The 12,483-nt window shown below is 71.9% G+C and carries 8 protein-coding genes; 1 reads left to right on the top strand and 7 read right to left on the bottom strand.

What is annotated here, in order from left to right; genetic code table 11:
* Positions 1 to 164: 164 nt before the first annotated feature.
* Positions 165 to 455, top strand: a complete 291-nt coding sequence (locus ABZ808_RS01650) for a phosphopantetheine-binding protein (protein ID WP_356999411.1) — start codon at positions 165 to 167, stop codon at positions 453 to 455.
* A gap of 183 nt (positions 456 to 638) precedes the next feature.
* On the opposite strand, the gene ABZ808_RS01645 is transcribed toward ABZ808_RS01650, so the two are convergent.
* Genes ABZ808_RS01645 through ABZ808_RS01615 form a run of 7 tightly spaced genes read right to left on the bottom strand, consistent with a single transcriptional unit; the run spans position 639 to position 12,471 of the window.
* Positions 639 to 1,328, bottom strand: coding sequence for an O-methyltransferase (locus ABZ808_RS01645; protein ID WP_356999409.1), 690 nt, complete (start codon positions 1,326 to 1,328; stop codon positions 639 to 641).
* Positions 1,325 to 2,695, bottom strand: coding sequence for a cytochrome P450 (locus tag ABZ808_RS01640; protein ID WP_356999406.1), 1,371 nt, complete (start codon positions 2,693 to 2,695; stop codon positions 1,325 to 1,327). Before ABZ808_RS01640 ends, ABZ808_RS01645 begins: the two co-directional genes overlap by 4 nt.
* The gene (locus ABZ808_RS01635) at positions 2,692 to 3,273 is read right to left on the bottom strand and encodes a flavin reductase family protein (RefSeq protein ID WP_356999404.1); all 582 of its coding nucleotides are present in this window, start codon (positions 3,271 to 3,273) and stop codon (positions 2,692 to 2,694) included. Before ABZ808_RS01635 ends, ABZ808_RS01640 begins: the two co-directional genes overlap by 4 nt.
* A 19-nt stretch (positions 3,274 to 3,292) precedes the next feature.
* Positions 3,293 to 3,727, bottom strand: coding sequence for an acyl-CoA thioesterase (locus ABZ808_RS01630; protein ID WP_356999401.1), 435 nt, complete (start codon positions 3,725 to 3,727; stop codon positions 3,293 to 3,295).
* Position 3,728: 1 nt separating this feature from the next.
* On the bottom strand, positions 3,729 to 9,482 hold the full coding sequence (locus ABZ808_RS01625) for a type I polyketide synthase (protein WP_356999399.1): 5,754 nt from the start codon (positions 9,480 to 9,482) through the stop codon (positions 3,729 to 3,731).
* A complete protein-coding gene (locus ABZ808_RS01620; protein ID WP_356999396.1) occupies positions 9,479 to 10,516 on the bottom strand; it encodes an enediyne biosynthesis protein in 1,038 nt (345 codons plus the stop codon). Before ABZ808_RS01620 ends, ABZ808_RS01625 begins: the two co-directional genes overlap by 4 nt.
* Before the next feature lie 5 nt (positions 10,517 to 10,521).
* Positions 10,522 to 12,471 carry a CRTAC1 family protein gene (locus ABZ808_RS01615; RefSeq protein WP_356999393.1) on the bottom strand — a complete coding sequence of 650 codons (1,950 nt, stop codon included), beginning with the start codon at positions 12,469 to 12,471 and terminating at the stop codon, positions 10,522 to 10,524.
* Positions 12,472 to 12,483: the final 12 nt, after the last annotated feature.

Below are 12,483 nucleotides of genomic sequence, written 5' to 3'. Positions count from 1 at the left end.
GACGAACACACCAGTCGCCGCCGGACGGTCGCGCAATCGCAAGGATGCGCCTGCCCATCGACCACCCGCAACATGGGAGCGCGGTACGGCGTGCCTGCCGCAGTCCGGTACCCGTGACCGGCCGGCCACGGGTGCCGGACCCGGCCAGGAGGGGAGCACTGCGAATGACGGATATCGATCAGGACGATTTGCGTCGGTCGACGGTCGAAAAGTGTGTCGCGGCGATCTGGAGCGACGTTCTACGCATGCCACCGGATCGACCGGAGGCGACATTTTTCGAATTGCAGGGACAGTCCATCTCGGCGGTTCGCATCATCACGCGCATCGAGGACGAACTCGGTGTGGTGGTGGACGTCGGGCTCCTCTTCGAGGATCCGGACCTGACCGCCTTCACGGCGGCGGTCGTGGCCGCCAGCCGACCCGGGCAGGACGCGCAGGCGGCGAATCCCGCCTGACCGGAACCGGTCGGACATCGCGGATCCACCCTCGGGGGTGGATCCGCGTCGTCGTGTCCGGGCCGCGTCGGGATCCACGCCGACGCCGACTCCGGGGCAGGACCCACGCCGATTCCGGGACGCCGGCGCCCGCGCACGCAACCGACCCCGCGCCCACCAGGGCCGGGGTCGGTTGCGGATGCCTCAACGGCGTCGGGCGATGGTGAGTCCGTCCGCGATCGGCAACATGACGGTCTCGAACCGCTCGTCGGCGGCCAGCGTGGCGTTGAACGCGCGCAGCGTCTGCGCGGCCCGCCGGGGCAGGCCGGGCTCGGCCAGCTCCGGGGCCAGCACGTACCCGTCGAGCAGGACGTTGTCCGCCAGCAGCAGGCCGCCGGGCCGCAGCATCGGCACCACCGCCTCGTAGTAGGTGGGGTAGTTCATCTTGTCGGCGTCGATGAAGACCAGGTCGACGACCGTGTCGGTGGGCATCGACCGCAGGGTCCGGGCCGCCGAGCCGAGCCGGAACTCGATCCGGTCGGCCACACCGGCCCGCTCCCAGTGGGAGCGGGCGAGGTCGATCCACTGATCCGTGACGTCGCAGGTCACCACCCGGCCGCCCGGGGCGAGCCCGCGAGCGATGGCCAGGGCCGACAACCCGGTGAACGTCCCGATGTCCACCGCCGTGCCCACACCGACGAGCCGGGTCAGGATGGTCAGCAGCGCGGCCTGCTCGACCGGCACCATCATCCCGGCCGCCTCGCCCACCCCGCGGGTGGAGTCGACCAACCCGCTCAGGGCCTCCTCCGGCGGTGAGCTGGACCGCACCAGGTAGTCCCGGACGGCCTGGTTCACCGGCACGTGCTTGACCTCGGCGAAGCCCGCGCCGCTCACCGGCGCGTCCCCGCGGCGTCCTCCGCCGTGACCCGCATCGGCAGGCCACCCCGGATCCGGAGCGACAGCATCGGTTCGGGAATCACCCGGTACGCCGGGTCGCCGGTGAGCCGCAGTTCCCGCACGACCATGGCGATCACGAACGTGGCCTCCATCAGCCCCAGGTTGTTGCCGACGCAGAACCGGGGTCCAGCGCCGAACGGCACGTACGCGTACCGTGGCCGGCCGCCGGATCGGGACGGGTCGAACCGGTCGGGGTCGAACCGCTCCGGCTCCTCCCAGAAGTCCGGGTGGCGGTGCAGGGTGTACGGGCAGATCAACACGTCTGCGCCGGCCGGCACGTCGTACCCGCCGATCACGTCCGGCCCCTGGGCGATGCGGGAGAGCATCCACACCGGAGGGTAGAGCCGCATCGCCTCGCTGATCACCTGACCGATGAACCGCAGCCGGGCCAGGTCCTCGAACACCGGCAGCCGGTCGCCGAGCACCTCCACCGCCTCGGCGCGGACCCGCTCGCGCACCTCCGGGTGCTTGTCGAGCAGGTGGAAGGTCCAGCCCAGCGTGCTGGCCGTCGTCTCGTGCCCGGCCAGCAGCAGGGTGACCAGTTCATCGCGCATCCGCAGCCGGCCGACCTGGGGATCGGCCTCCTGCCCGGTGGAGACGATCAGTCGGGTCAACGCGTCGTCACCCGCCTCGCCACGTGCCCGCCGCTCGGCGACCAGGGCGTCGACGATGCGTTGCAGGTCCCGTCGGGCACGCCGGAACCGGAGCTGGTGGGGCAGCGGCAGCCAGGTCGGCACCGAGCCCATCGTGACCATCTCGAACATGGCCTGGTCCTGCATGACCTCGAAGGAGTGCCCCACCGAGCCGTGCCCGCTGAGGTCACTGTCGAGCAGGGTGCGACCCAGCACTCCGAGGGTCAGCCCGGTCATCTCCTGGATGATGTCGACGGGGGCGCCGTCGCGGTGCGCGCGCAGCCGTCCGACCAGCCGGTCGGCCTCCTCGACCACCACGCCGGCCTGCGCGGCGATCCGCTTGGCCTGGAACGCCGGCTGGATCACCCGGCGCTGCTTGCGCCACAGCTCACCCTCGCTGGTGAGCAGGCCGTCGCCGAGGGCCCGCCGGGCCTGAGCGAGCCCGACGCCCTTGTGGTAGTTCTGGCTGTTGTCGGCCAGCACGTGCTTGGCGTGGTCGGGGTGGTTGAAGAAGTTCATCGTCTTGAAACTCGGTCCGAGCCGGACGGCGTCGCCGTAGCTCGCCGCCGTCCGCATGAGGCCCAGCCGGTCCCGGGCGAGCTGCCAGAGCGTGCGCAGCATCGCCGGGCCGGTCGGACCCGCCGGTACGCGGCGGATCGGTGTCGTCGTCATCCCGTCACCCCTCCTCGGGCCGTGGCGTGCCACGCGGGCACGCCGTCGGCCGGGTCGGCCCGGTCCGGGGTGAGCTGCCGGAACCGGCCGTGGACGAACAGCACGCCGTCCCCCTCCGGCTCGCGGCGCGCCGCCAGCAGGTTGCCCACGAAGATGGTGTGGTCACCGCCCTCGTAGGACCGCCACAGCTCGCACTCGAAGTGCGCCAGCGCCCCGGTGATCAGTGGTGCGCCGGTGGCCTGGCCGGCGAACCAGTCGACGGCGTCGAACTGGGCGGCGCCCAACGGGCGACGCCGGTTCGCGAAGTGCCGGGCCACCGGCTCCTGGTGCGCGGCCAGCACGGAGATTCCGAACTGGCCGCGCTCCAGCAGACTGCCGTGCATGATCGCCTGCTGGTCGACGCAGACGAGCACCATGGGCGGGTCGAGGGACACCGACGTGAACGAGTTCGCCGTCATCCCGTGTGGACAGTCGCCTCCGACGGTCACCACGGTCACGCCAGTGGCGAACGAGCCGAACGCTCGGCGCAGCTGGACGGGATCGGACGGCTCGACGACGGACTCTGACTGGACGTTCACGTGTACCTCCCGTGTGTCGCTACGCCGTCCGTGCCCGGTAGGGACCCAGTGCCCGGGCCAACGAATCCGGAACCCGGGTAGGGCTGGTGCGGCTGTTCGGCCCGCGCATGCAGGCCACCCGTTGCCGGCCGCGGGCGACCAGCACCTCGCCCTCGGCGTGCAGCCGGACGTAGTCGAAGCTGAACTCGATCTGGGTCTGCGTGAGCTCGACCAGCCGCATCCGGATGGCCAGTTGGTCGAAGGCGGTGATCTCCGCGAAGAACTCGCAGTCCACCTTCAACGTGAACAGCTTCAGGTCGGCGCGCAGGTCGTCGAGGACGTCGGTCGCCTTGTGGTACAGGAACATCTCCCGGCACCGTCCCTGCCACCGCAGGTAGTTGACGTAGTAGACGTTTCCGACGAGGTTGGTCTCCTCGAAGCCCACCGTGTGCCGGTACTCGAAGTAGTCCTCCATGTCATGACCAGCCATCGGTGAGGACGGCCAGGAGGACCGGCGCGGCCGTGTCACCCACGGTGGTGGCGAGGGTGGCCACCCGCACCGGACCCGAGGCGAAGACCACCCAGCCGTCGCGCCGGACCGGGGTCAACGCCACCGGCGCGTGCTCCGGCAGACCGATCTGACGCAGGCAGGCCAGGACCGCCTCGATGCGGGCCCCGGAGACGTCCCGGTCCTCACCGGAGCCGTCCACCAACTGGTCGAGCAGCGCCCCGCGCCGGCCCAGGACCGCCGACCACTCGTCGGCCGAACGCGCCGGCACCGGCCGCACGTCGCAGCCGATCTGGGCGGTGGCCGCCACGGCGAGGCTGAGGCCAGCGCCGTGGCAGACCGCCACCGAGCGGTCGCCGACCTTCTCCGGACGTCCGTTGCCGTCGTAGCGCAGCGACACGGCGTGCCCGAGGGCGCGACCGACCGCCAGGGCGTCCCGGTCGCCGTCGCCGGCCTCCGCGTCCGGTTCGACGGCGACGGCCACCGTGGCGCCGATCAGGTCACCCAGGGTCCGTTCCAGGTAGGAGCCGAGCAGCGGCGCCACCCAGGGACCCCGGCCGTCCTTCTTCCGTACGGCCCGCAGGTGCAGGCCCTCCCACCGCTCGACGACCTCGCCCGAGCCGGTTCGCAGCGCGATGTCGTAGACGTAGGTGTCGCCGTCGCGCTCCCGCTCGGTGGCGCAGTAGCGCAGCGAGCCTTCGGTGCCCAGCCGCGGACCGGCCGGGTACAGACGCTCGATCGCCACCGGCAGCAGGGTGGCATCCGGGACGCAGACCTGGTTGCCGTGCATCAGCGCGTCGCGGACCCCTGGGTCGCCGAGCAGCAGGGTGCCCGGCAGGTACGCGCTGAACCAGTCCGTACCGGGCTCGGCCGCCAGGTCGGCGTCGACGTCCCGGGCGGCGGCCCGGTGGAACCCGCGCAGCCGCTGGAAGCGTGCCCCCTGGAAGAGGGTGCCGCCGTACAGGTCGCGGGCCGGGTCGAGCGGCACCGGCGGCAGGTCGTCGGTGACCTGCTCCGGCGGTCCGGTCGGCACCGGGGTCTCGGCGAAGCGCAGCGTCGCCTCGAAGTGGTCGGCGGCGAACCCGGTGTCCGAGGCGCGGATCACCGCGCGCACGGTGTCGTCGGCGGTGACGAGCACCGCGATGCGGATGGTGGTGCTGCCGTGCGGCGGCACCACGATCGGTCGACTGAACCGGGCCTGCTCGATGACAGGTGTCTCGTCGCGGCCGGTGACGGCCATGGCCGCCTGCGCCATCGCCTCCATGCCGAAGACCGCCGGGAAGAGCAGGTTGCCGTCGAGGAGGTGGTCGGGCAGGTACAGGTCACTGCCGGCGGTGAGCTCGACGTCGGTGACCAGCTCGACCCCGTGGTAGCGGACCTGGGGCCGGTCCACGAAGCGCAGCAGCGGCAGCTCCGGCTCCTCGAACCGGAGCGTGTCGAGGCTGTCGGCCCGGCCGCTGGCCACCACCACCGGCGGAGTGTCCGGGTCGGTGACCAGCCGGCGCAGCAGCGCCACGCCCTCGTCGGGGGTGATCGGGGTGATGCCGTCGCGGGTCAACGACTCGACGACGGACAGCCGCTCCCCCATGCCGACGCCCGACCAGACCGACCACTCCAGACAGATGGAACGGCAGTCCGGGTGGGCGGCGCCGAATCGGCGGGTCTGCTCGGCGAGCCGGTCGTTGGCGGTGGCGTAGTGCGCCTCGCCCCGCAGCCCGGCCCGACCGATGATGCTGCCGAAGGTCACCAGCAGCTTGAGCCGGTCGGCGTCGACCGCGTCCAGCACATTGGTGAGCCCACCGACCTTGGGTGCGAGGGCGCCATGGAAGTCGTCCATGCTCAGGGAGGTCAGCGCGGCCGGCTCGTTGCGCCCGGCGCCGTGCAGCACGGCGGTGACCGGGCCGAGCAGGCGCTGGGCCTCGTCGACCGCGGCCCGGACCGCCACCGGATCGGTGACGTCGGCCTGGAAGTACCGGGCCTCGACCCCGGAGGCGGCGAAGCGCTCCAGGTTGGCCGACAGCTCCGCGTCGCCGGCCAGGTCGGACCGGCCGAGCACCACCAGTCGGGCCCCGGCGTCGACGGCCAGGGCGAGGGCGCACTCGGCGGTGATGCCCTTGCCCCCACCGGTGACCAGCAGCACGTCCCCGGTCGTGAGCGGGGCCTCGGTGCGGCCCGGCGCGATCGGCAGGGCCCGCAGGACCTGCTCCCGGCGGGTGCCCGAGGCGTCGTAGTGGACCTCGCGGTAGCTCTCGGTCGCGGCGACCTCGGCCAGCACCCGCTCGGCGGCGTCGAACCCGGGCGGCAGGTGCACCACCGTGGTCCTGATCTGGGGCGCCTCCAGCCGCAGGGTGCGGGCCAGCCCGCTGGCCCCGAGGCCGTGCTGCACCACCACGAAGCGGTCGGTCGTGCCGCCGGCCAGCACCGCCCGGGCCCCCTGCAGGGCCGGTTCGAGCTGTTCCGGCGGGCAGTCCGCCGGCAGCCAGACCAGCACGCCGCCGCCCACGCCGCCGTTGGCCAACGCCTGGCGGGCCTGCTCGGCGCGTGGATCGGTGAGCGCGCCGAAGAGCTGCCACCTGCCGGCCGGTTCGGCCGGGCCGGGCACCGGCGTGGGTGTCTCGGCCAGGTCGACCGCGAACGCCCGGATGAAGGTGGCCACACCGGCCACCGACGTCGGCTGCGACGCATCCTCGATCAGGCCGGTGCCGATCAGTGTCTCCAGCGCCTCGGCGACCTCCCGTACGGTCGCCGTGGCGACGTTGGTGGGCAGCCGTGACGGGGGTACGCCCAGCCGTTCGGCGGCCTGGTTGACCACCTGGCTGACCGTGATCGAGCTGAGGTGCAGGTCGTCGAGGAGTCGGCTGTCCTCGCCGACCATGTCCAGTGGCAGCTCCGCCCGCTCGGCGACGAGTTGGCGCAGCGTCAGGGACGCCGACTCGCCGGTGGGCGCGCCACCGGGCAGCGGCGCGGCGACCTCGACGGCCCGCTGCTGCGACTCCGGCAGCGCCACCTCGGGCACCGTCTCGCAGGGGCTGGTGAAGAAGGTGAACTGCTCGACGTCCTTCAGCGGCCGGACCAGCCGGCCGTCGAAGAGCTGCGGGTGCACCCGGGCGGCACCGACGACGTACGCCGCCGCGGCCACCCGCAGCACGCTGGCCATCGTCTCGTCATCGGTGTCGAGTGCCACCGCCGGCACCGACACGTCGGTGCGGGCCAGGTCGGACAGGATGCGTCCCGGGCCGACCTCGACGAACAGGTCCACCTCCTTGGCGGCCAACGCGACGGCTTGCGTGAACAGCACCGGATCGGTGATCTGGTTGCGCAGCAGGGCGGCGAGGTCGGTGTCCGACGGCAGCTCGGCGCCGGTCACGGTGGAGATCACCTGCCGGTGCAGCGGGTCGAACCGCTCACCGGCGAGGTACCCGCCGAACGCCTCGGCCGCCTCGGCGACCAGGGGCGAGTGGAAGGCGTGCGAGACCCGCAGCCGTTTGCCGGCCACGCCGGCCGCCTCGGCTCGCGCCAGCACCCGGTCGACCGCCTCGACCGCGCCGGAGACCACGGTCTGCCGCTGGCTGTTGTAGCCACCGATGACCACGGGGTCCTCGCCGAGGAGCCGACGTACGGTCTCCGGGTCGGCCGGTATACCGGCCATCGTCCCGTCGGGGCGACCGTGCTCGGCCATGGTCCGGCCCCGCGTGGCGGCCATCCGCAGCACCGACGACAGGTCCATCGCCCCGGCCCAGTGCAGTGCGGTCAGCTCGCCGAGGCTGTGCCCCACGGCGACGTCGGCCTCGATGCCGAGCGCGGAGAGCACGCTCAGCCCGGCGACCGACCCGGTGACGATGCGGGGCTGGGCGACCTCGGTGGCCACCACGTCGCCGGTGGGCAGCGCCGCCTCGGTGACGATCCGCTCGGCCTGGGTGAACCGGCGACGCAGCGCCTGCGCCGGCCGGCCACGACCCGTGCCCTGCCCGGGAAAGAGGAAACCGATCCGGGCGGAGCCTCGGGCGTGCCCGAGGAAGGCCCGGCCGTCCACGGCGTACAACCGGGTCTCCCCGGCCTGTAGGGCCGCGTGCACCCGCAGCAGCTGGCGCTCGGCGTCCTCCGGCGAGCGGGCCACCACGGCGGCCCGGTACGGCCGGTCGCCCAGCTCCCGGTAGAGGCCGGCGGCCAGGTCACCGAGCTGCGCGTACGACAGCTTGATCACCTGTGTGGCGAGGGCGCCGATCCGCTCGGCCAGCTCGGCCGGCGTGTCGGCGTCCACGGCGAGCAGCTCGACGTTCTGCGTCCGGGACGCCATCGTGCGGGTCCGGGCGTCCGGCCGGCGGCGTGCGCCGTCCTCGCCCTGCACGACCAGGTGGGTGTTGATCCCACCGAACCCCATGGCGGTGATCCCGGCGCGCAACTGCGCGTCGGCCGGCCACGGCTCGGCGGCGGGCAGCACCCGCAGCTTCGCCTCGGTCGAGGTGAGCACGTCGTGCGGATCCTCGCAGCCGACGGTCGGCGGCAGCATCTGGTGGTGCACCGCGAGGACCGCCTTCAGCAGGCCGGCGACACCGGCAGCCGCCTTGGTGTGCCCGATCATCGCCTTGATGGAGCTGATCGCGGCCGGCGTGCCGGAGGCGCCGGCGAGGCGCCGAGCCTCGGTGAGCGCCCGCAGCTCCGTGCCGTCACCCACCTCGGTGCCGGTGCCGTGCCCCTCGAACATGGCGACGGTCTCGATGCCGAAGCCGGCGCGCTCGTACGCCCGGCGCAGCGCCAGCCGGTAGCCGTCCTCCTCCGGCCGGGTGATGCCGCCCTTGCCGTCGGAGGACACCCCCCAGCCGGCGATCGACGCGTAGATGCGCCGGCCCTGCGCCACCGCGTCCTCGTGTCGCATCAGGACGACCATGCCGCAGCCCTCACCGGGCCAGAACCCGTTGGAGCCCTGGTCGTAGACCTTCATGTCGCCACGGGCCAGCGCGCCGGTCTTGGCGAAGCCGATGATCTCGAACGGGTCGATCGACAGGTCGACGCCGCCGGCCACGGCGACGTCCAGCTCGCCGTCGACCAGGCCGCGGCAGGCGGTCAGCACCGACAGCAGTGACGAGGAGCAGGCGCCGTCGACGGTGTAGCCGCCGCCCTTGAGGTCGAAGTAGTTGCAGATCCGCCCGGCGATGGTGTTGGACAGTCCGCCGGCCAGGGTGTCCTCGTCGATCTCCGGGAACGGCGCCTTGTAGCGCTGTTCGAGGGTGCCGAGGAAGTCACCGAGCTGGTCGTCGTCCCAGCCCTGCTCGCGCAGGGCCGCGCCGACGGTCCGACGGACGTACGGCCAGCGCAGCCGCAGCACGTTGGCGCGGGCGAACTCCCCGGTGAGGGTGTTGCCCACCACCACGCCGGTCCGCTCGCGGGGCAGGTCCTCGCCCATCGGGAAGCCGGCGTCGCCGAGTGCCGAGGCGGCCACGTCCAGGGCCAGCCAGTGGGTCAGGTCGGTGGAGCGGTACGTGCTGCCGGCGATGCGGAACTTCACCCGGTCGAACTCGTACCCCTCGATGACGGCCGCGTTGCGCGCGTAGAACCGGTCCGGGGCGCTGCGGTCGGCGTCCCAGTAGTCGGCCAGCCGCATCCGCTCGTCCGGCAGGCGGCGGAAGGCCCGCCGGCCGGCGACCGCGTTCTCCCACAGTTCCCCGGGCGACGCGGCGTCGGGATATCGGCACGCCAGGCCGACGACGGCGATGCGACTCATGCCGGTACCGCCTCTTTATGCGAGTTGGGCTCCGTGGCGAGAGTGCCGGCGTCGGCGCCTGCCTCGGTGCCGGTGGCGGCGGCGATCGGGGCGGGCTGGCCACCGGGGGTTTCCGTCCCGCCGGCGGCGGCTTCCCGCTGCTCGCGGACCTTGTTGGAGATGTGCAGCGCCCACAGGTACATGCCGCGGATGAGGCAGACCGTCGCGGTGGCGAAGAACAGCCCGTAGGCGATCCCCGCGCCGGTGATCACGCCGTAGACGGTGGCCACGCCGGCACCGAAGGCGAACTGCGACGCGGGGCTGGATGGGCTGGTGCCCGGGTCGGTGATCATGTAGTTCGTGAACAGCACGAACGCCACGCTGGTCATCATGCCGAGGGCACCCAGGATGGCGGTGTCGAGGATGAGCCCGCGCACCACCGCCTGGAGCGCGAACACGGACAGCCAGCCGAGGATCAGCCACATCCGGTTGGTGAGCTTGGCGTTGAGCATCGTCCCGGCGGTGATGATGATGGCTGGAATCAGCCAGTCGCCGAGCGCGGGGGTGTGCTCGGTGAAGTGGTAGGGCGGGGCGATGCTGGCCCACGGGAACAGGATCAGGATGACCGCGATACCGAAGTTGGACGGGTTCATGTAGTGCCGCAGCCGGCCTCGGACGGGAGCCCGCAGGATCCACTTCGCGGCGATCGCGACGGTGACCCCGAACATCATCACCCAGACCCGGTCGTTGACGTAGGTCAGCATGTTGACGGCCAGCGAGGTGATGTGCGCCGGCAGCAGGAACTCCATGAACCCGCGCTTGCCGCCGCCGAGGAAGCGCGGCGCGCGACCCTCGGCCCGGGCGCCGACGGCCTCGAGCACGATCTCGACGGTGTACCCGGTGGCGAGCGCGATGAAGGGCCACAGCCAGGGCTGCTCGAAGCCCAGGTAGACGTAGCCGACGATGTTGAAGATCGTGATCGACATGGCGAAGCGGCGCAGCGCAGTCGTGATCTTGGCGTCGTGGCGGACGGGGATGGTCTGGGTCTCGGCCATGTCCATTACCTCTCGTTGGCCTGCGAGCCGAGCTGCACGTCGTGCCAACCCGGGGTCAGCTGAAGGTCCTGCTTACGGATCTGTCCGGTACGGTCGCGCCAGCAGAGGGTGACCTTCACCGGCCCGGTGACGTCGGCGCCGAGCCCGATGTGCACCTCGTTGCTGCGCTTGCCGGAGTGCCCACCGCCGCCGTCGACCTTGGAGACGAGCGTGCGGCCGTCGGGCATGGTGACGGCGACCTGGGCGCCGACAGCCGGCGAGCCGCGGCCGGCCGGGTCGGCGGACTCGTGGGTCAGCCGCAGGCCGAGGAAGGCACCCGCGTTCGGGCTGGTGTTGCGGTAGAAGATGGGCTCCGCCCACTGTCGGGCGACCGCCAGGTCGAGCCGGCCGTCCCCGTCGGAGTCGCCGGTGGCCAGCCCTCGGGTGGGTACGGGGATGTCCAGACCCAGCTCGGGTGCGATGTTGACGTACCGACCGTCCTCGCCCCGGACGAAGAAGTGCAGCCGCTGGTTGCCGCCGACGTCGTCACCGGCGCGCACGTTCGGCCACCAGGCCGGGTGGCGGACCAGCGTGTCGTTGGTGGTGGCCAGCTCCTGGAGCTGGGGCCAGCGGTTGACCTCACCCCGGACGAAGCCCGTGGCCTGGGCGATGGCGAGCCGCCCGCCGTTGTCGAAGTCGGCCATCTTGACGTCCCAGCCCCAGCCCGACCAGGCCAGGCCGAGGTCGGCGCTGCGGTCGTAGAACGGGGCGTTGCCACTGCTGAAGCTGGTCTTGACCTCGCTGTGGTCCTTGGCGGTGTTCATGAACGCGTAGTTGCTCTCGTGGATGCCGAACGGCGTGGTGATGTTGCTGACGAACAGGTCGTACAGGCCGTCTCCGTCGATGTCACCGAAGTCGGCGCCCATCCCCTTGAACGAGTCCTTGCCCAGCACCTTCGACTTCGGAACGTTCGCGGTGCGGACCCCGTCGACCAGCGCGAACTCGATGTTGCCCGGCGTGGAACGGTTGTAGAGCAACCGGTCGGGGCCGAAGTCGTGGGCCAGGTACAGCTCCGGCAGCAGGTCGCCGTCGATGTCGGCGGCGGAGGCCCCGAGGGCCCAGCCCTTCGAGACGGCTCGGGGGACCACGTTGCTCACCAGCTGGAAGGTGGCGTTCGGCTCGGCACCCGCCGACCCACCGGTCCACCGGAAGACGTAGTCCTCGCCGCCGTTGAGGCCGTTGGACATCGAGTCGTTCATCTCCACTCCGCCTTCGACGGTGTCGTCGAGGACGGGGCTGTGCGGGAAGTAGTTGCCGATGTAGATGTCGACGTGACCGTCACCGTCGAAGTCGTCGATCGCCACGGCGTTGGTGTTCCACAGTGGGCCGTTGTACTCACCGGCGCCGACACCTGGCACCAGCTCGACGGGGCGGTAGGCGGCGTTGCCGAGGGCGAGCGCCCCGCCCTGTGCCAGGAAGAGGATCGGCGTACGGCCCCAGTAGTAGACCAGCAGGTCCATCCGGCCGTCCTCGTTGAAGTCACCCGGCGCGCAGCCCATCGGCGCGGTGATCCGACTGATCGGCAGCGGCGCGGCGTCCAGCGCGAACGGCTGGTACCGGCCCTCGCCCTTGCCCGGCGTCGGGGTGACGACGGTCTGGTCGGTGCGGGGATCGGTCAGGCAGAGGTCGTTGGCCAGGCCGTCGCCGTCCAGGTCGTTCATGGCGACGCCGGCACCCACGGAGGAGATCCAGGCGTCGATGTGGGTGTAGGACTTGTTCACCTTGCGGATCGACTGTTGTACGGCTCCGGAGGGCAGCGCGATGCCCATGGGCTCGAACGCGTACCGGGACGACAGGTCCGTCCGCTCCGCTGCGGACGAGCTGGGCAACCGGACGGCGAAGAACATTCCGACCACGAGTGTGAGGCCGATGATCCCGGCGAGCTGCCGGCGCAGCAGGCCAAACGTCGCTGACATGAACTCAAGACC

It is taken from the genome of Micromonospora sp. NPDC047527, from assembly GCF_040643015.1.
GTDB lineage: Bacteria > Actinomycetota > Actinomycetes > Mycobacteriales > Micromonosporaceae > Micromonospora.
The sequence above is the reverse complement of the archived record's forward strand: the minus strand, read 5'-3'. Positions and strand labels throughout refer to the sequence as shown.